Raw genomic sequence first — 18,021 nt, 5'->3', positions numbered from 1 at the left:
TCGTTTGAGCGGGCCGCGGAACGCGGTCCCAGACCGACGCAGGAGAGGTGTACTCACGCATGGCTGACTACTCGCTTCCGGATCTGCCCTACGACTACGCGGCGCTCGAGCCGCACATCTCGGGCCGCATCATGGAGCTGCACCATGACAAGCACCACGCCGCCTACGTGACCGGCGCCAACACCGCACTCGAGAAGCTCGCGGCCGCGCGCGCGGCCGACGACTTCGCCGCCGTGAACCTGCACGAGAAGAACCTGGCGTTCAACCTGGGCGGCCACGTCAACCACTCGGTGTTCTGGCAGAACCTCTCCCCCGACGGCGGCGACAAGCCCACCGGCGAGCTCGGCGCGGCGGTCGACGAGTTCTTCGGCTCATTCGAGGCGTTCCAGAAGCACTTCGCCGCCAACGCCCTCGGGATCCAGGGCTCCGGCTGGTCGATCCTCGCGTGGGACTCGATCGGCCAGAAGCTCGTGATCGTGCAGCTGTACGACCAGCAGAGCAACATCGCCCTCGGCCTCGTCCCCGTCGTCGTCCTCGACATGTGGGAGCACGCCTTCTACCTCGACTACGTCAACGTCAAGGCGGACTACGTCAAGGCGTGGTGGAACATCGTCAACTGGGCCGACGCCGCCGCGCGCTTCGACCGTGCCCGCACGCAGACCGCAGGTCTCATCGTCGCGCTCTAGGCGCACCCCGGTCGTCGCGCTCGCTCTGAGCGCAACGATCGCGAAGGCCGGCACCCGCCCGCGGGTGCCGGCCTTTCGTGCGTCCGAGGGGCCTCGTCGCGCGACGTCCTCCCGCAGGAGCGCGCGACCTCAGTCGGTCTTCTCGAGCGTGCCGATCTTCTTGCCACCGTCGTCCAGCACCGTGAGCACGTCGCCGGAGACCGTCGCCGAGGACGCCCCCGACAGCCACGTGTCCACGCCGTCGCACGCCATCATGGTCGCCGCGAAGGGGCCGAACTCGATGGTCGAGCCGTCGATCTTCCACGTACCGTTGAGCTGGTTGCAGCCGTCCGACCCGCTGACGGTGCCGGCCTCGATCAGCTCGAGGTAGACGAGGGGCTCAGACTTCGGCTGGGACCACTCCCCTGTGACGTCCTTGGCGGAGAGCGCCGTGCCGGAGTCGTCGCCGGAGCCGCTGCTCGTACACCCCGCAAGCACCACCCCGACCGCGGCGACCAGCACGAACGAGCGGGCAGCGAATATGGACAAATGCCTCATGGCGCCGACGCTAGCGCAGCGGACGCAAGAAGACCCCCACCGGAACGGCGGGGGTCTTCTCGAGATGCAGGTCAGTGCGCGTGCTGCCCGCGGGAGTACTCGAACACCCAGCCGACGAGCCCGATGATCCCGAGCGCGATGCCGATGTAGGAGAGCCACCAGCCGACGGCGAGGCCGGCGAACGTGATCGCGGCGGAGATGCCGAGCACGAGCGGCCACCAGCTCCACGGGCTGTACACGCCCTGGTCGCCCGCGCCCTGCTCGATCTCGCCCAGCGGGTCGTCCTCGGGTCGCTCGTCGATGCGCCGCGACAGGAGCGCGAAGTAGGCGCCGATCATGCCGACCAGGCCACCGACGAGCGGGATGCCCACCGTGCCGACAGGCTCACCGTGGCTCCACGCGGCGTAGATCAGGCCGACCGGGACGAAGAACAGCACCCCGTAGAGGAAGAGCTTGGTCTCGAACTTCATCGCGTTCCCTCCTCGTCCGTTCCGGGGCGCTCCTCGACGATCGTCGCGGTGGACTGCTCGGGCTCACCGGTGCCGCTCACGACGCGGTCGGTGGCGACGGCGCTCTCGCCGCGCCGGTCCGCCTCCCAGTCCAGCGGGCCGGGGTTGGGCTCCACGTGGTCCATGGCCGCGACCTCGGGATGGTGCAGGTCGAACGCGGGGCGCTCGGAACGGATCCGGGGCAGCGACGTGAAGTTGTGCCGCGGCGGCGGGCAGCTGGTGGCCCACTCGAGCGAGGCGCCGTAGCCCCACGGGTCGTCGACCGTGACCAGCGGCGCGTTGCGCCACGTGGTGTAGACGTTCCAGAGGAACGGCAGGGTCGAGGCCGCGAGGATGACGGCGCCGACGGTCGACAGCTGGTTCATCCACGTGAAGCCGTCGTCCGGCGAGTAGTCCGCGTACCGACGCGGCATGCCCTTGACGCCCAGCCAGTGCTGGATGAGGAACGTGGTGTGGAAGCCGATGAACAGCATCCAGAAGTGGACCTTGCCCAGGCGCTCGTCGAGCATCCGGCCGGTCATCTTGGGCCACCAGAAGTAGAAGCCCGCGAACATCGCGAACACGACGGTGCCGAAGACGACGTAGTGGAAGTGGGCGACCACGAAGTACGAGTCCGACAGCGAGAAGTCGAGCGCCGGGCTGGACAGGATGATGCCGGTCAGGCCACCGAAGAGGAAGGTGACGAGGAAGCCGATCGTCCAGAGCATCGGCGTCTCGAACGTGAGCTTGCCGCGCCACATCGTGCCGATCCAGTTGAAGAACTTCACGCCGGTCGGCACCGCGATGAGCATCGTCATGAACGCGAAGAACGGCAGCAGCACCGAGCCGGTGACGTACATGTGGTGCGCCCAGACCGTCACGGACAGCGCGGCGATCGCGATCGTCGCGTACACGAGGCCCTTGTAGCCGAAGATCGGCTTGCGGCTGAAGACCGGCAGGATCTCGGTGATGATGCCGAAGAACGGCAGCGCGATGATGTAGACCTCGGGGTGCCCGAAGAACCAGAACAGGTGCTGCCAGAGGATGGCGCCGCCGTTCTCCGGGTTGAACACCTGGGCACCGAGCCGTCGGTCCGCGCCGAGCGCGAAGAGCGCGGAGGCCAGCGGCGGGAACGCCATGAGCACGAGCAGCGACGTCACCAGGGTGTTCCAGGTGAAGATCGGCATCCGGAACATGGTCATGCCGGGCGCGCGCATGGTCACGATCGTGGTGATGAAGTTGACCGCACCGAGGATGGTGCCGAACCCGGCGAGCGCCAGGCCGAACACCCAGAGGTCGCCACCGAGTCCCGGTGAGTAGACAGTGTTGGACAGCGGCGCGTAGGCGAACCAGCCGAACGACGCGGCGCCCTGAGGCGTGAAGAAGCCGGCGCCGGCGATGGTGCCGCCGAAGAAGAACATCCAGTACGCCAGCATGTTGAGGCGCGGGAACGCCACGTCGGGCGCGCCGATCTGCAGCGGCATGATCACGTTGGCGAAGCCCGCGAACAGCGGTGTCGCGAACAGCAGCAGCATGATCGTGCCGTGCATCGTGAACGCCTGGTTGTACTGCTCACGGGACTGGAAGATGTCCATGCCCGGGGCGAACAGCTCGGCGCGGATGAGCAGCGCCAGGATGCCGCCGATGGCGAACCAGACGAACGACGTGATCAGGTACAGGTACCCGATCGTCTTGTGGTCGGTCGAGGTGATCCACTTGATCACCGTGCGTCCGAGGGTCTGGCGCGAGGGCGCCAGGCCGGGAATGTGCTCCGCGACGGCGGCCATCACTTATCGCCTTCCTTCGGAGCGCTGTCCAGGTCCTGCTGGCGGCTGTACTCGAGACCGAGCGAGCCTTCCTGCCCCTTGGCCTTGAGCTCCTCGATGTGCGCGTCGTAGTCCTCGCGCGATACGACCTTGACGTTGAACAGCATCGACGAGTGGTACTCGCCGCAGAGCTCGGCGCACTTGCCCAGGTAGTCACCGATCTGCTGCGGCGTGACCTGGAAGGTGTTCGTCTTGCCCGGGATCATGTCCATCTTGTAGAGGAACGCGGGGACCCAGAACGAGTGGATGACGTCACGGGAGTCGAGCGTGAACTCGACCCGCTCGTTCACCGGGAGGTAGAGCGTGACCTGGTCCTTGAGGACGCCCGTGCCTGCGCTGCCCACGTCCTGCGCGTGCTGCCCGGTGTCGTAGGCGTCGTCGTCGAGGTAGTTGAAGTCCCAGCTCCACTGCTTGCCGATGACCTGGACGTGGACGTCCGCGTCGGCCGCCGTGTCCTGGATGTCGGTCGTGTCGCGGTTGGTGTAGTAGAAGAGCACCCCGACCATGATGATCGGCAGGATCACGTACATGACCTCGAGGGGCACGTGGTACCGCAGCTGCACCGGGAGGGTGTCGTCCCCCTTGCGCTTCCGGTAGACCGCGACGCACCACAGGATCAGGCCCCAGGTGATGAGGCCGACGATCAGCGCGGCGATCCATGAGCCGACCCAGAGGTTGGTGATCCTGCCGGTCTGGTCGGTGATCTCGGCGCTGGAGCTGCCGGGGAGCCAGCCGCGCTCCACCTCGGCTGAGCATCCACTCAGGGCGACGGCGACGACGCCAAGCAGACCGGCCAGCAACAGGGCTGGTCGCCGCGTGCGACGGGGGGTGTCCGGGTGCAACGGGGGGACCTCTCACTCGCGTCCCGTCGACTCCCCGCAATGCTGCAGGGGGCCACCCGGGACCTTCGTCCTCGACCTGTGCAGCCTAGCGCGCCGACCACAGCCTTTCGTGCTGACGACACCCCTTGACGACACCGTGTCAGCACCATCACACCGCGCGACCTTCACCGGACCCGACGGTGCGTGGCGGGCGACGGGCCGGTCGTCGCGCGCCTGGTCACGGCGCTACGGGGTTACGGTGCCCCCGTGAGCAGCCAGCCCGACAACGGCCACGTCGACGCCGCGCGCGACGCGCGTGTGACGCACACCACTGGCCCGAGGGTGGTCCTCGACGCCGGCGGGCGGGCTCCCCTGCTCCCGGCGGCCCGCACGGCGTTCCTCGAGGCCCTCGACCAGGGCTGGGCGGACCCCCGCCGGTTGCACGCCGAGGGCCGCCGCGCGCGGATGCTCCTGGACGGCGCGCGCGAGGCGATCGCGGCGTGCGTCGGCGCGCGGACACCGGAGGTCGATCTGGCGCCCTCTCACACGGCGACCCTGCACGGCGCCGTGCGGTCCGTCGCACGCGGGCGCCGGCGCGGCGGGGCCGACATCGTCGTCGGCGCGGTCGAGCGCGCGGCCGTGCTCAACGCGGCGGACTTCGCGGGGAACCGCGTGACCGTCCCGGTGGACCGGCTCGGGCGGGTGGACGCCGACGCGTTCGCGGCGGCGGCGGACCGGCCGGGCGTGGCGCTGGCCGCCCTCCAGCACGCCAACGGCGAGGTGGGCACCCGCCAGCCGGTCGAGGCGGTGCACGCCGCGGCGCGCGCGGCAGGCGTCCCGCTGCTGGTCGACGCGGGCGCGAGCCTGGGCCACGTCGACGTCGGCGATGCCTGGGACCTGCTGGCCGCGGACGCGGGCGACTGGGGCGGACCCGGTGGGCTCGGCGTGCTGGTCACCCGCACGGGCGTGCGACGCTCGCCCGACTGGCCCGAGGACGAGGACCGCTGGTTCCCCGGCGGTGTGAGCGTGCCCGCCGCCCTGGCCGCTGCGGTCGCCCTCCAGGTGGCGACCTCGACCCGCGGCGCCGACGACACGGCGCGCCGCGAGCTGGTGGACCGGATCCGGGCGCGGGTGGCCGCCGACGTGCCCGACGTGGACGTGGTCGGTGACCCGACCGACCGGCTCCCCCACGTGGTGACGTTCTCCTGCCTCTACGTCGAGGGCGAGGCGCTGCTGACCGCCCTGGACGCCCGCGGCTTCGCGGTCGGCTCGGGCTCGGCCTGCACGTCGAGCGCGCTGGAGCCCAGCCACGTGCTGGCGGCGATGGGGGCGCTGACGCACGGCAACATCCGCCTCGCGCTCCCCCGCGGGACCTCGACCGCGGACGTCGACCGGTTCCTCGCCGAGCTCCCGGGCATCGTCGCCCGCGTCCGAGAGGCCTGGGGGGTCGGCGGGCTGTGATCACGGTCGACGCGCGAGGCCTGCGCTGCCCCGCCCCGGTGATCCGCCTGGCCCGTGCGGCGTCGGACGCCCCGCCCGGGTCGGAGCTGACCGTGCTGGCCACCGACCCGGCGGCCGTCCACGACGTGCCGGCGTGGGCCCGGATGCGAGGCCACGAGATGGTCGGCGCGACGGAGCAGGACGGCGTGCACGCCCTGACCGTCCGGACGCACGCATGACACAGGCCCGGTCCCCTGGTGGGGAGCCGGGCCTGCGGTGAGCTCAGCTCAGCTGAACGACCCGCCGCACGCGCAGGCGCTGCCGGCGTTCGGGTTGTCGATGGTGAAGCCCTGCTTCTCGATCGAGTCGGCGAAGTCGATCGTCGCGCCCTCGAGGTAGGGGACGCTCATGCGGTCGACGACGACCTCGACACCGTCGTAGTCCTTGAGGGCGTCGCCGTCGAGGACCCGCTCGTCGAAGTACAGCTGGTAGATCAGGCCGGAGCAGCCACCGGGCTGGACGGCGACGCGCAGACGCAGGTCGTCGCGGCCCTCCTGCTCGAGGAGGCTGCGAACCTTCGAGGCGGCGAAGTCGGTGAGGAGCACGCCGTGCGTCTCGGTCGCGGTCTCGGTCGCGGTGGTCTCGCTCATGGTCTCTCCTGGGTGCTCGCTGGACGGCACTGCTCACGCGTCAACCCTGGCCAACATCACCAGGGTCGAGGTTGTTCCCATCCAGGGTACGACTCCCCCGACGAGATCCCGCTCAACGTGACCAGGTTCTCGCCACGCGGGCCGACCGCGCGGCGAGGCTCCCGGCCGGGTCGGCCAGCGCCTCGGCCACCTGCTCGGGCGTCTCGCCGACGGCGTAGGCCGAGGTGATGCCCGCGGCGGACAGCTCACGGCGCCCGACCAGCACCTCCCCGGCGACGACGACGGTGGGCACGGCGTGCGCGAGCGCGCGGGACGCCACCTCGGAGACCACCTTGCCGTGCAGCGACTGCCAGTCGAACCGACCCTCGCCGGTCACGACGACGTCGTGGTCGGCGACGAGGTCGTCCAGGCCGACGGCGTCGGCGACGAACACCGACCCGGGCACCAGCCGCCCGCCGAGCAGCGCGAGGCCGAACCCGAGCCCGCCGGCCGCGCCGGCACCCGGCGCTGCGGTGAGCCGCGACGTCGCCGACGAGGGACGCGTGCCGGCGAGCAGGTCGGGGCGCAGCGCGTCGCCCAGGGCGGCCGTCGCCGCGTGCGCGAAGTGGCCGAGGGACCGCTCGAGGTCCTGCGCCTGCTCGGGCGTGGCCCCCTTCTGGGGGGCGAAGCCGGCGCTCGCACCGTGCAGGCCCAGCAGCGGGACGTCCACGTCGGTGGCGACGACGAGCTCGACGCCCCGCAGCCGGTCGCGCAGCTCCCGCAGGCCGAGGAGGTCGTCGGGTCCGACCGCGCCCAGCGATCCGCCGCCGGCGTCGAGCAGGTCGCTCGGCCCGTCGAGATTGAGCTTCCGCGCCAGCCCGACCAGCGCCCCCGCGCCGCCGTCGTTCGTCGCCGACCCGCCCAGGCCCACGACCACGCGGCGGGCGCCCGCCGCCACCGCCGCCGCGACGAGCTCACCGACGCCGCGGCTGGACGTCCGCGTCGGGTCGCGGAGCTCGTCCGGAACCAGGGGCAGGCCGACGGCCTGCGCGGACTCGACGTAGGCGGTCGTCCCGACGAGCAGCAGCACGGCCGGGACGGGCGCGCCGACCGGCGACGTCACTGTCACCGGCACCAGCTCGCCGCCCAGCGCGGCGTGCAGGGTGGCGACGAATCCCGGGCCCCCGTCGGAGAGCGGGCACGTAGTGACCTCGTCGCGTGGCGCCGTCGCCCGCCACGCCCCGGCCATGGCCTGCGCGGCCTCGTCGGCCGTGAGGCTCGAGCCGAAGCTGTCCGGGGCGATGAGCACGCGCACGGGGCATCGTGGCACGGTCGGGCGCGCGCCCGTGTGAAAGGATCGCGTCGTGAGCGTGAGCACCTTCTCCGAGCCGGCTCCGTCGGCCCTCCTGCTGCTGGGACGCGGCGTCGACCTGGCCTCCGAGCGCGGCGTCGAGTGCGTCGGCGACCTCCCCGCTCCGAGCGACCCGGACCTCGTCGAGCGCGCCCGCGCGGCCCGCGCCGCACTGGGCAGCCGGGCCTTCGTCCTGGGCCACCACTACCAGCGCGACGAGGTCATCGAGTTCGCCGACGTCACGGGCGACTCCTTCAAGCTCGCGCGCGAGGCAGCCGCCCGGCCCGAGGCGGAGTTCATCATCTTCTGCGGCGTGCACTTCATGGCGGAGTCGGCGGACATCCTCACGTCCGACCACCAGCAGGTGATCCTCCCGGACCTCGCGGCGGGCTGCTCCATGGCGGACATGGCGGCGATCGACCAGGTCGAGGACGCCTGGGACGTGCTGGCCGACGCGGGAGTCGCCGAGTCGACCGTGCCGGTGACGTACATGAACTCCGCGGCGTCCATCAAGGCGTTCACGGGACGGCACGGCGGGACCATCTGCACGTCGTCCAACGCGCACGTCGCGCTGCGGTGGGCGTTCGACAAGGTCGGCGGCGTCGGCGGCACCGGCAAGGTGCTGTTCATGCCCGACCAGCACCTCGGCCGCAACACCGCGGTGCAGCAGCTCGGGCTCTCGCTCGACGACTGCGTGGTGTTCGACCCGCGCAAGCCCGGCGGCGGCCTGACCACCCAGCAGCTGCGCGACGCCCGGATGATCCTGTGGCGCGGTCACTGCTCGGTGCACGGCCGGTTCTCGGTCCGCAACGTCACCGACATGCGCGCGGCCGTCCCGGACGTCACGGTGATCGTGCACCCGGAGTGCCAGCACGAGGTCGTCCTCGCCGCGGACCTGGTGGGCTCGACCGAGTACATCGTCAAGGCGCTCGACTCCGCCGCGCCGGGCAGCTCGTGGGCCGTCGGCACCGAGCTCAACCTGGTGCGCCGGCTCGCCGCCGCCCACCCGGACAAGAACATCCACTACCTCGACTCGACGGTCTGCTTCTGCTCGACCATGAACCGCATCGACCTGCCGCACCTGGTGTGGGCGATGGAGTCGCTGGTGGCGGGCCGGGCGGTCAACCGGATCGTCGTGGACGCCGACGACGCCCACTGGGCGCGCGTCGCGCTCGACCAGATGCTCGCCCTGCCGGGGTACTGAGCGTGTCCACCGGCCACCATCTGCGCGTCGGCATCTTCATCTTCGACGACGCGGAGGAGCTCGACGTCGTCGGCCCGTACGAGGTGCTCGCGTACTGGGCGAGAACCTCGGAGCTGCGGCCCGAGGTCGTGACGTTCTCGGCCGACGGCTTCGGGGTGCGCTGCGCCAAGGGACTGCGGCTCGTCCCGGACCTCAGCGCGGAGGAGGTCGGCCCCCTGCACGTCCTCGTGTACCCGGGAGGCTTCGGCACCCGGGCGCTCGTGCGCGACGCCGACCACCTCGAGTGGGTGCGCGGGATGCGCGCCGCGACGCCGCTGATGACCAGCGTCTGCACGGGTGCGCTCGTGTACGCCGCCGCGGGGCTCCTCGCCGGGCGGCCGGCCACGACCCACTGGAGCGCGTTCGACGAGCTCGCGAGGATCGACCCGAGCGTCCTGGCGGACACCGAGGCCCGGTTCGTCGACGACGGCGACATCGTCACATCGGCGGGCGTGTCCGCCGGCATCGACATGGCCCTGCACCTGGTGGCCCGCCTGGAGTCCGTCGACGCCGCCAAGGCCGTCCGGCGCGGCATCCAGTACGACCCCGAGCCCCCCGTATGACGGGGCCGCTCGACGCGGCCGTCACCGAGCACGCCCTCCTGCCCGTCCGCGCCGGCCAGGAGGAGGCCTTCGAGCTGGCGCTCGCCGAGGCCGTCCCGCTCGTGGCGGGCATCCCGGGCTTCCGCGGGATCCACGTCTCCCGCGGGGTGGAGCGCACGGGGACCTATCTGCTGCTCATCGGGTGGGACTCGGTCGAGGCGCACGAGGTCGGGTTCCGCGGGTCGCCGCAGTACGCGCGCTGGCGGGAGCTGCTGCACCGCTTCTACGAGCCGTTCCCCGCCGTCGAGCACTTCGTCGCCGTTCTCACCGAATCTACCCGCGAGTAACATCGCGCGGGTGACCCGGATGATCCAGCTCGCACTGGCCACCACCCGCCCCCGGCCCGCCGTCCCCGGTCGCGGGCTCTTCGAGCCGTCGGTCACCCGGATGCGCGTGCACGTCGGCGACCTGGACTTCTACCGGCACGTGAACAACGGCGTGTACCTGCAGATGATGGACGTCGCGCGCGGAAACTTCCTCGCGGACCTCGGCGCCTTCGGGCCGCTGAAGGAGCACGGCTGGTACCCCGTTGTCGCCTCGTCGACCATCTCCTACCGCCGTTCGCTCACGCTCGGCCAGCGCTTCGAGATCTCCACCCGCCTGCTCGGCTGGGACCTGCGCTGCGCCTATCTCGAGCAGACCTTCCGCCGGGGCGACGAGCACGTTGCCCGCGGCGTCGTCGCCGGTCGGTTCCTCGCGCGGGACGGCTCCCGCATCCCGGCGCCCGACGTCATCGGCCTGCTGGGCACCCACGACGGCCCCTCGCCCGAGCTGCCCCCTGACGTGCAGGCCTGGGCCGAAGCCGTCGGCGTCGCCCACCGCGAGACCGCCTGAGGCCCTCTGGTGGGATGAGGGCCTGCGGCTCGACCGACCAGGCCGTCGGCGTCTCCGGCGCGCTCGGTCTCGCGAGCCGGCCGCCGACCTCAGCCGGCGGCGAGCCGCTCCAGTAGCAGCGCCTCGGCCAGCACGACCTTCTCCAGCTCGCCCAGGTGCACCGACTCGTTCGCGCCGTGCGCGCGGCCGTCGGGGTCCTCGACGCCCGTGACCAGGATCGACGCGTCCGGGTAGACCTCGAGCAGGTCGGCGATGAACGGGATGGACCCCCCGACGCCGATGTCCACCGGGTCGGTCCCCCACGACTGCGCGAAAGCCCAGCGGGCCGCCTGCATCGCCGGCGAGTCGAGCGGCGCCTGGAAGGGCTTGCCCTCCTCGCCGTCGGTCACCGTCACGCGGGCGCCGAACGGGGCGTGCTCGACCAGGTGGCTGCGCAGCGCGGCCATGGCGGCGGCGGGGTCCTGGCCGGGCGCGAGCCGGACCGAGAGCTTGGCCGAGGCGCGTGGGGTGATGGTGTTCGACGCGCTGGCCACCCGGGGTGCGTCGAAGCCGATGACGCCGATGGCCGGACGCGTCCAGAGCCGTGCCGTGATCGGTCCCGAGCCGGCGAGCCGGACGCCGTCGAGCACGCCGGCGTCGGCGCGGAACGTCGCCTCGTCGTAGTCCACGGTCGGGTCCGGTGCGTGGACCAGGCCCTCCACCGCGACGTTGCCCTCGTCGTCGTGGAGCGTCGTGATCAGGCGGGCGAGCAGCGTCGGTGCGTCGAGGATCGCGCCACCGTACATGCCGGAGTGCACGGCGTGGTCCAGGACCGCGACCTCCACCACGCAGTCGACCAGGCCGCGCAGCGACGTGGTCAGCCCCGGCACACCGATCGCCCAGTTCGACGAGTCCGCGACGACGATGACGTCGGCCGCCAACAGGTCGCGGTACGCATGCAGGAACGCGGTGAACGTGGGCGAGCCGATCTCCTCCTCGCCCTCGACGAACACCGTGACGCCCACGCCGAGGTCGTCGCCGAGCACGCGCAGCGCCCCCACGTGCGCGATGACGCCGGCCTTGTCGTCCGCCGCGCCGCGGCCGTACAGCCGCCCGCCGCGCTCGGTCGGCTCGAACGGCGGGGTGTCCCAGTCCGCGTCGTCCCCGGGCGGCTGGACGTCGTGGTGGGCGTACAGGAGCACGGTCGGCGCGCCCTGCGGAGCGGGGCGGCGGCCGACGACCGCCGGGGCCCCGCCCGGCACCGAGAGCACCTGGACGTCGTCGAGACCCGCGTCTCGTAGCAGCGCCACGACGGCGTCGGCGCTCGCGGCCACGTGCACCTGGTCGAACTCGGCGTTGGACACGCTCGGGATGCGGACGAGGGCCTCGAGGTCGGCGCGCAGGGCACCGAATGCGGCAGCCGTGCGCGTGCGCAGGGCCTCGGTGCGGTCGCCGGGAACGGTGGTCTGGTGCGAGGAGGCGTCGGTCACGGACAAGCACGCTACTCGACTACCCTGGCGGGGTGTTCGGACGCAGCAACGACCCCCAGCCCGTGACTCCCGCACTGACGGAGAGCACCCCGCCGCCCACGGACGCGGGCAAGGGCCGCCCGACGCCCAAGCGCAAGGTCTCCGAGGCCGCGAACAAGCGCCCGTTGGTTTCGCCGACCACGAAGAAGGCCACCCGCCAACAGGCGAAGACGCAGCGCGACGTCGAGTACCGCGCGATGCAGACCGGCGACGAGCGCAACATGCCCGCCAAGGACCGCGGACCGGTGCGCCGCTACATCCGCGACGCGGTCGACGCCCGCTGGAACCTCGGCGAGTTCTTCCTGCCGATGGCCGCCGTCTTCCTGGTGATCCAGTTCGCGCTGGCCAAGACCGGGTTCGCCGTCATCGCCATCCTCGCCCTGTACATCTACATCATCGCGGCGGCCATCGACGCGTGGCTGATGTGGCGCGGCCTGAAGAAGCGACTCACCGCCAAGTTCGGGGCCGCGCAGATCCCGCGCGGGGTGGCCATGTACGCGGTGCTGCGCGTGTTCCAGATCCGTCCGGCGCGGCTGCCCAAGCCGCAGGTCAAGCACGGCCAGCGCCCGTCCTGACCCCGCCGTAGGGTGGCGGCCATGGTTTCCTACCGCTACCTCGGCCGCTCCGGCCTCAAGATCACCGAGATCACCTACGGCAACTGGCTCACGCACGGCTCGCAGGTGGAGAACGACACCGCGAAGGCCTGCGTGCGCGCCGCGCTCGACGCGGGCATCACCAGCTTCGACACCGCCGACGTCTACGCCAACACCAAGGCCGAGACCGTCCTGGGCGAGGCCCTGAAGGGCGAGCGGCGCCAGTCGCTCGAGATCTTCACCAAGGTCTACTGGCCCACCGGCCCGGGCGGGGCGAACGACTCCGGCCTGTCGCGCAAGCACATCCTCGAGTCGATCGACGGCTCGCTCGAGCGTCTCCAGACCGACTACGTCGACCTCTACCAGGCGCATCGCTACGACGAGTCGACGCCGCTCGAGGAGACGATGCAGGCGTTCGCCGACGTCGTCCGCGCGGGCAAGGCGCTCTACATCGGCGTCTCGGAGTGGACCGCGGACCAGATCCGGGCCGGCCACGCGCTGGCGAAGGACCTGGGCTTCCAGCTCATCTCCAACCAGCCGCAGTACTCGGCGCTCTGGCGGGTCATCGAGGGCGAGGTCGTCCCGACGTCCGAGGAGCTCGGGGTCTCGCAGATCGTCTGGTCCCCCGTCGCCCAGGGTGTGCTCACCGGCAAGTACAAGCCCGGCGCGGCCCCGCCCGCGGGCTCGCGCGCGACGGACGAGAAGGGCGGCGCCCGGTTCATCGGTCGCTTCCTCGAGCAGCCGGACGTGCTGCAGCGCGTGCAGGACCTCACGCCCGTCGCCGACGAGCTCGGGCTCTCGCTGGCCCAGCTGGCCGTGGCGTGGGTGCTGCAGAACCAGAACGTCGCCGCGGCGATCATCGGGGCCTCGCGGCCCGAGCAGGTCACGGAGAACGTCAAGGCGTCGGGCGTGACCATCCCGGCGGAGCTGCTGGCCCGGATCGACACGATCCTCGGCGACTCCGTCGTGTCCGACCCGGCCGAGACGGCCAAGAACGCGCCGCCGGCGCGCTGACGCGACGGTCCGGCCCCGGTGCAGCCGGGGCCGGACCTCGTCACACGGCGACGGGCTCCCGCACCTCGGTCCGCACCGTCAGCCGTGGCAGGAACAGGTGCACCAGCGGGCCGATCGCCAGCGCGTAGGCCAGCGTCGCGAACCCGACGGTGCCGCCCAGCGCCCAGCCGACGGAGACGACGGCCACCTCGATGGTGGTCCGCACCAGCCGCACCGAGCGCCCGGTCCGGCGCACGAGGCCGGTCATGAGGCCGTCGCGGGGTCCCGGTCCGAGCCCCGCGCCCACGTAGAGCCCGGTCGCCAGGCCGTTGAGCACGATGCCGCCCGCCGCCAGCGCGACGCGGACGCCCATCGCGTCCGGCAGGCCGCCGAGCAGCGCGAGGAACGGGTCGACCAGCACGCTGATGACGACGACGTTGGCCACCGTGCCCACCCCGGGTCGCTGGCGCAGCGGGATCCAGCACGCCAGCACCACCACCCCGACGAGCAGGGTGACGGCGCCGAACGAGAGGCCCGTGTGCCGGACGATCCCCTGCGTGAGGACGTCCCACGGCATGCTGCCGAGGCCGGCGTCCACGAGCATCGCGATCGAGGCCGCGTACAGCACGAGCCCAATCAGGAGCTGCACGCCCCGGCGCACGCGTCGCGCGTCGGGCGTCGTCCGGATCAGCACCGCGCGAGCATACGGCCGCACCGATCCGGCGCTCACGGCAGCTGCTCGAACCACTCGCGGTGCGAAGCCGGTGGCGGCCGGTGCCCGAGGCCGTCCCGGTGGACCACGAGGACGAGGGTCACGGTGAGGCTCGCGATCAGGAGGATCGCTGGTATCCACATGCTCATGGCTAGCAATGCTGGCTTGCATGTGGCCTCGCTTGGAATAGCCACTTCTGGCATAGTGGCCTGGTGATCACCCCCGAGCTGCCCGCAGACCGTCGGATCAGTGGCCAACGCCTGGGCTCGGTGCTCGGGGCGTGGCAGCGGCCCGGTCCGGCCTACGTCGCGCTCGCCGACGCCGTCCGGGCCGCGATCCTGTCGGGCACCGTCCCGCTCAGCACGCGCCTTCCCAGCGAGCGCGAGCTCGCCGACGCCACCGGCGTCTCGCGCACCACGACCACAGCGACGTACGGGCTGCTGCGCGACGAGGGGTACCTGGTGAGCCGCCGCGGGTCCGGCACGGTCACCACCCTCCCCGCCGGTCCGGGCGCGCGCTCGTCGATGGCGGAGACGGTGCGCGACGAGCCCGGGATCGTCGACCTCGCGATGGCCGCGCCGTCCGCCCCGTCGTCGCTGCACGGCGCGTACCTGGCTGCCCTCGACGCGCTCCCCCGTCACCTCACGGGCACGGGCTACGCACCGCTGGGCCTCCCGGTCCTGCGCGAGGCGATCGCGCGGTGGTACACCCTGCGGGGCACACCCACGACGCCGGACCAGGTTCTCGTCACCACGGGCGCGCAGCAGGCCATCCACCTCCTGGTCACCGCGCACGCCGGCCCCGGCGACCGGGTGGTGGTCGAGCACCCGACATACCCGCACGCGATCGACGTCGTCCGTTCGGTGGGCGGGCGAGCCGTGCCCGTCCCCTCCGGCGAGGCCGGGCTCGACATCGACCTCCTCGAGTCGACCCTGCGGCAGGTCTCCCCGCGGCTGGTGTACCTCATCCCGAGCCACCGCAACCCGACGGGCACCAGCCTCAGCGACGAGGACAGCGCCCGGGTGCGCGCGCTCGCGCGGCGGCACCGCACGACCATCGTCGGCGACGAGGTGCTCACGGAGCTGACCATGGACGGACAGGCGCCGGGCTCGTTCCCGGGCGACGGCACGGCCGCCGCCTACGTGGTCTCGATCGGCTCGGCGTCGAAGAGCTTCTGGGGCGGGTTGCGCGTCGGGTGGGTGCGCGCGCACCCCGACCTGGTCAACCGCATGGCCACGACGCGGGCGCACGTCGACATCGGCACGGCTGTCCTCGAGCAGCTGGTCGTGGCGGAGCTGCTCGCGAACTCCGACGAGCTCCTCGCCGGTCGCCGCGCGGCGCTGCGGGACCGCCGCGACCTGCTCGCCGGCCTCCTGCTCGACCAGCTGCCGTCGTGGCGGTTCGAGGTACCCGCCGGCGGGCTGTCGCTGTGGGCCGACCTCGGCGCGCCGGTGTCCAGCGCGCTCGCCGCGATCTCCGCCCGGCACAACGTCCGGGTGGTTCCCGGCACCGCGTTCGGGGTGGACGGCAGCTTCGAGCGGAACCTACGGCTGCCGTTCACGACGACGGCCGACAACCTGCGCCGCGCCGTCGCCGGGCTGGCGGACGCGTGGGCCGGCCTGGGCATCACCGAGCCCGCCACGGGACCCGCCGGCGTCCACGCGATGGTGTGACGCGTCAGGTCAGCGGGAGCGTCAACGTCGCGGTCGCCTGAGCGCCCTCGTGCAGCAGGCTCACCGCCTGGACTCCCTGCGCGGCGAGCGTGCGCCAGTGCTCGCCGAGCCACTGCTCGGCGTCGTACTGCGTGGTGAACACCGGGCTCACGGGGCGGTCGAGCACGGCGCCGTCCGCGCCGTCGAACCGCCACTCCCACTGAGGTCGCAGCACCATCAGGCGACCGCCGTCCGGCGGGGCGTCCCGCGCAGGGCCTGGTCGGCCGCGAGCGCCCGGGTGATCCGCGAGGCGTAGGCCGGTCCCTCGTAGACGAGTCCGGTGTAGCCCTGGACGAGCGTGGCGCCGACGGCGACGTACTCGCGGGCGTCGGCGGGGGTGGTGATGCCGCCGACGCCGATGATGACCGCGTCCGGACCGAGGTGGTTGCGCAGGCGGGCCACCACATCGAGCCCGCGCGCCAGCACCGGTGGTCCCGAGAGCCCGCCGGGTCCGAGGTCGTGGCCGATGGTCGTGTTGACGGCAACGATCCCGTCGAGCCCGAGCTCGGCGGCGAGCTCGGCCACCGCGTCGACGTCGTCGTCGGACAGGTCCGGCGCGATCTTGACGAGCAGCGGCACCGCGGCGATCCCGGCGGCGACCGTCGCCTCGTCGGCCGCGACGCGTGTGGCCTCGAGGATGGGCCGCAGCGCCTCGACCGACTGCAGGTCGCGCAGGCCGGGCGTGTTGGGGGACGACACGTTGACGACGAGGTAGTCGGCGTAGGGGGCGAGCCGACCGGCGCTGGTGGCGTAGTCGGCGGGCGCGTGCTCGGCGGGCGTCACCTTCGTCTTGCCGATGTTCACGCCGACCACCAGGCGGCGACCCGCGGGCGTCGCGCGCAGGCGTCGCAGGCGCGCCGCCACTGCCTCGGACCCCTCGTTGTTGAAGCCCATCCGGTTGCGCAGCCCCCGCTGGTCCAGCACCCGCCACAGCCGCGGCGGCTCGTTGCCGGGCTGGGCGTGCGCGGTGACGGTCCCCACCTCGACGAAGCCGAAGCCGAGCATGGTCAGGCCGGCGACGCCGAGGGCGTTCTTGTCGAACCCCGCGGCGAGGCCGAAGCGCGAGGGGAAGCGTCGCCCCCAGACGTGGACGGCACCGCGGTCGGACGAGGCGAACACGCGACGGACGACGTCGCGCAGGCCCGGGACCTGCGCGACCACGCGGATCAACCGGAACGCAACCTCGTGCGCGCGCTCGGGATCCATGCGGCGGAAGACGAGGTCGAACAGCAGGCGGTACACGCTGCTCACCCTAGGTCGTCGGGGGCGGAGCGGCCCGTGCGCCACAGCCACAGCAGCCCGAGGAACGGCAGCACCAGCGGGACGTACCCGTACCCCTGGCCGAACGCCGACCACACGGTCTCGTCGGGGAACTCGCCGACGTCGACCAGGGAGAGGACGCCGACGGTGAGGACGCCGACCAGCTCGATCGACACGGCCCACCACGCGAGCCGACGCCAGTCCTTGGCCAGCGCGATCGTCGCCACCACGTACACGAGACCGGCCGCGAGCGAGAGCAGGTACGCGACCGGCGCCTCGGAGAGCTTCGTCGCCACCTGGTAGATGCCACGGGCCGTCGCGGCGAGCGCGAGGATCCCGTACACGGCCACGAGCAGGCGGCCGGGTCCGCTCCCCGTCGGTCGGTGGTCGTCGGGTCGGTCGGTCACACGGTCCCCCAGATCTGGAGCAGTCGGAATTCGAGGAAGGCGACGGTCACGGCGGCGACGAGCAGGACGACCGAGCTCCAGCGCGTCCGCTCGGCGAACGCCCAGGCGGCGGCGATGGGCAGGATGAGCAGCTGCGTCAGCACGTAGCCCCACAGGAGGACCGCGTCGACGTCGGGGCTGCCGGTGGCCGCCAGGACGCCGGCGACGACGCCCTGCACGACGAGCACCGCCTCGATCACCGCCCCGCCCCACAGCTGGCGCAGGACGACCGCGCGGTCCCGGACGACGAACCAGAGCGCCCAGCCGGCGAGCGCGAGGCACAGCGCTGCCACCAGCAGGGCCAGGGGGACGATCACGGTGCCCCACCGTACCGGCGGGG

At 72.4% G+C, this 18,021-nt stretch carries 23 protein-coding genes; 10 read left to right on the top strand and 13 right to left on the bottom strand.

Annotation, left to right across the window (positions count from 1 at the left end; translation table 11 throughout):
• Nucleotides 1-59: 59 nt before the first annotated feature.
• A complete protein-coding gene (locus ACXJKA_RS05830) occupies nucleotides 60-686 on the top strand; it encodes a superoxide dismutase (protein ID WP_456824235.1) in 627 nt (208 codons plus the stop codon).
• Between the two features lie 129 nt (nucleotides 687-815).
• On the opposite strand, the gene ACXJKA_RS05825 is transcribed toward ACXJKA_RS05830, so the two are convergent.
• The 4 genes from ACXJKA_RS05825 to ctaC form a co-directional block, all read right to left on the bottom strand.
• On the bottom strand, nucleotides 816-1,223 hold the full coding sequence (locus tag ACXJKA_RS05825; RefSeq protein ID WP_456824234.1) for an META domain-containing protein: 408 nt from the start codon (nucleotides 1,221-1,223) through the stop codon (nucleotides 816-818).
• 71 nt (nucleotides 1,224-1,294) lie between these two features.
• The gene (locus ACXJKA_RS05820; RefSeq protein ID WP_456824233.1) at nucleotides 1,295-1,693 is read right to left on the bottom strand and encodes a cytochrome c oxidase subunit 4; all 399 of its coding nucleotides are present in this window, start codon (nucleotides 1,691-1,693) and stop codon (nucleotides 1,295-1,297) included.
• Nucleotides 1,690-3,498 carry an aa3-type cytochrome oxidase subunit I gene (gene ctaD / locus ACXJKA_RS05815; protein WP_456824232.1) on the bottom strand — a complete coding sequence of 603 codons (1,809 nt, stop codon included), beginning with the start codon at nucleotides 3,496-3,498 and terminating at the stop codon, nucleotides 1,690-1,692. The genes ACXJKA_RS05820 and ctaD overlap by 4 nt, the downstream gene beginning before the upstream one ends.
• Nucleotides 3,498-4,379, bottom strand: a complete 882-nt coding sequence (ctaC, locus tag ACXJKA_RS05810) for an aa3-type cytochrome oxidase subunit II (protein ID WP_456824231.1) — start codon at nucleotides 4,377-4,379, stop codon at nucleotides 3,498-3,500. The genes ctaD and ctaC overlap by 1 nt, the downstream gene beginning before the upstream one ends.
• A gap of 246 nt (nucleotides 4,380-4,625) precedes the next feature.
• Here ctaC and ACXJKA_RS05805 point away from each other — a divergent pair, with 246 nt between their 5' ends.
• The gene (locus tag ACXJKA_RS05805) at nucleotides 4,626-5,819 is read left to right on the top strand and encodes a cysteine desulfurase family protein (protein ID WP_456824230.1); all 1,194 of its coding nucleotides are present in this window, start codon (nucleotides 4,626-4,628) and stop codon (nucleotides 5,817-5,819) included.
• On the top strand, nucleotides 5,819-6,037 hold the full coding sequence (locus tag ACXJKA_RS05800) for a sulfurtransferase TusA family protein (protein ID WP_456824345.1): 219 nt from the start codon (nucleotides 5,819-5,821) through the stop codon (nucleotides 6,035-6,037). Before ACXJKA_RS05805 ends, ACXJKA_RS05800 begins: the two co-directional genes overlap by 1 nt.
• Before the next feature lie 48 nt (nucleotides 6,038-6,085).
• On the opposite strand, the gene erpA is transcribed toward ACXJKA_RS05800, so the two are convergent.
• Nucleotides 6,086-6,448, bottom strand: a complete 363-nt coding sequence (erpA, locus tag ACXJKA_RS05795; protein WP_370503438.1) for an iron-sulfur cluster insertion protein ErpA — start codon at nucleotides 6,446-6,448, stop codon at nucleotides 6,086-6,088.
• Between the two features lie 112 nt (nucleotides 6,449-6,560).
• Nucleotides 6,561-7,742 (bottom strand): glycerate kinase family protein, encoded by a 1,182-nt coding sequence (locus tag ACXJKA_RS05790; protein ID WP_456824229.1) that lies wholly within the window; start codon nucleotides 7,740-7,742, stop codon nucleotides 6,561-6,563.
• Nucleotides 7,743-7,791: 49 nt separating this feature from the next.
• Between ACXJKA_RS05790 and nadA the strand changes: the two genes are divergently transcribed.
• From nadA to ACXJKA_RS05770, 4 genes are read left to right on the top strand one after another with little or no spacing between them, the layout of a single operon-like run.
• Nucleotides 7,792-8,982: a quinolinate synthase NadA gene (nadA, locus tag ACXJKA_RS05785; protein ID WP_456824228.1), complete on the top strand. Its 1,191-nt coding sequence runs from the start codon at nucleotides 7,792-7,794 to the stop codon at nucleotides 8,980-8,982.
• Between the two features lie 2 nt (nucleotides 8,983-8,984).
• Complete coding sequence (locus tag ACXJKA_RS05780; RefSeq protein ID WP_456824227.1) at nucleotides 8,985-9,584, top strand: DJ-1/PfpI family protein; 600 nt, start codon at nucleotides 8,985-8,987, stop codon at nucleotides 9,582-9,584.
• Nucleotides 9,581-9,910 carry an antibiotic biosynthesis monooxygenase family protein gene (locus ACXJKA_RS05775; protein WP_456824226.1) on the top strand — a complete coding sequence of 110 codons (330 nt, stop codon included), beginning with the start codon at nucleotides 9,581-9,583 and terminating at the stop codon, nucleotides 9,908-9,910. The genes ACXJKA_RS05780 and ACXJKA_RS05775 overlap by 4 nt, the downstream gene beginning before the upstream one ends.
• A gap of 19 nt (nucleotides 9,911-9,929) precedes the next feature.
• On the top strand, nucleotides 9,930-10,457 hold the full coding sequence (locus tag ACXJKA_RS05770) for an acyl-CoA thioesterase (protein WP_456824344.1): 528 nt from the start codon (nucleotides 9,930-9,932) through the stop codon (nucleotides 10,455-10,457).
• An 89-nt stretch (nucleotides 10,458-10,546) separates the two neighbouring features.
• Here ACXJKA_RS05770 and ACXJKA_RS05765 read toward each other — a convergent pair whose 3' ends face one another.
• Nucleotides 10,547-11,932 (bottom strand): M20/M25/M40 family metallo-hydrolase, encoded by a 1,386-nt coding sequence (locus tag ACXJKA_RS05765; protein WP_456824225.1) that lies wholly within the window; start codon nucleotides 11,930-11,932, stop codon nucleotides 10,547-10,549.
• A 26-nt stretch (nucleotides 11,933-11,958) separates the two neighbouring features.
• Here ACXJKA_RS05765 and ACXJKA_RS05760 point away from each other — a divergent pair, with 26 nt between their 5' ends.
• Nucleotides 11,959-12,540 carry a DUF3043 domain-containing protein gene (locus tag ACXJKA_RS05760; RefSeq protein ID WP_456824224.1) on the top strand — a complete coding sequence of 194 codons (582 nt, stop codon included), beginning with the start codon at nucleotides 11,959-11,961 and terminating at the stop codon, nucleotides 12,538-12,540.
• Nucleotides 12,541-12,561: 21 nt separating this feature from the next.
• Nucleotides 12,562-13,572, top strand: a complete 1,011-nt coding sequence (locus ACXJKA_RS05755; RefSeq protein WP_456824223.1) for an aldo/keto reductase family protein — start codon at nucleotides 12,562-12,564, stop codon at nucleotides 13,570-13,572.
• A 40-nt stretch (nucleotides 13,573-13,612) separates the two neighbouring features.
• Here ACXJKA_RS05755 and yczE read toward each other — a convergent pair whose 3' ends face one another.
• Nucleotides 13,613-14,239, bottom strand: coding sequence for a membrane protein YczE (gene yczE / locus ACXJKA_RS05750; protein ID WP_456824343.1), 627 nt, complete (start codon nucleotides 14,237-14,239; stop codon nucleotides 13,613-13,615).
• A 38-nt stretch (nucleotides 14,240-14,277) separates the two neighbouring features.
• The gene (locus ACXJKA_RS05745) at nucleotides 14,278-14,412 is read right to left on the bottom strand and encodes a hypothetical protein (protein ID WP_456824222.1); all 135 of its coding nucleotides are present in this window, start codon (nucleotides 14,410-14,412) and stop codon (nucleotides 14,278-14,280) included.
• Between the two features lie 63 nt (nucleotides 14,413-14,475).
• On the opposite strand from ACXJKA_RS05745, the gene yczR reads away from it, so the two are divergent.
• A complete protein-coding gene (gene yczR / locus ACXJKA_RS05740) occupies nucleotides 14,476-15,936 on the top strand; it encodes a MocR-like transcription factor YczR (protein ID WP_456824221.1) in 1,461 nt (486 codons plus the stop codon).
• Nucleotides 15,937-15,940: 4 nt separating this feature from the next.
• Here yczR and ACXJKA_RS05735 read toward each other — a convergent pair whose 3' ends face one another.
• From ACXJKA_RS05735 to ACXJKA_RS05720, 4 genes are read right to left on the bottom strand one after another with little or no spacing between them, the layout of a single operon-like run.
• The gene (locus ACXJKA_RS05735) at nucleotides 15,941-16,153 is read right to left on the bottom strand and encodes a hypothetical protein (RefSeq protein WP_456824220.1); all 213 of its coding nucleotides are present in this window, start codon (nucleotides 16,151-16,153) and stop codon (nucleotides 15,941-15,943) included.
• Nucleotides 16,153-17,217: a quinone-dependent dihydroorotate dehydrogenase gene (locus ACXJKA_RS05730; RefSeq protein ID WP_456824342.1), complete on the bottom strand. Its 1,065-nt coding sequence runs from the start codon at nucleotides 17,215-17,217 to the stop codon at nucleotides 16,153-16,155. The genes ACXJKA_RS05735 and ACXJKA_RS05730 overlap by 1 nt, the downstream gene beginning before the upstream one ends.
• Before the next feature lie 5 nt (nucleotides 17,218-17,222).
• Nucleotides 17,223-17,642, bottom strand: coding sequence for a hypothetical protein (locus ACXJKA_RS05725; RefSeq protein WP_456824219.1), 420 nt, complete (start codon nucleotides 17,640-17,642; stop codon nucleotides 17,223-17,225).
• Nucleotides 17,639-17,998, bottom strand: a complete 360-nt coding sequence (locus ACXJKA_RS05720; protein ID WP_456824218.1) for a hypothetical protein — start codon at nucleotides 17,996-17,998, stop codon at nucleotides 17,639-17,641. The genes ACXJKA_RS05725 and ACXJKA_RS05720 overlap by 4 nt, the downstream gene beginning before the upstream one ends.
• Between the last annotated feature and the right edge of the window lie 23 nt (nucleotides 17,999-18,021).

It is taken from the genome of Cellulomonas sp. P5_E12 (genome assembly GCF_054049315.1).
Note: the sequence above shows the minus strand (reverse complement) of the source record. Positions and strands in the feature narration are given on the sequence as shown.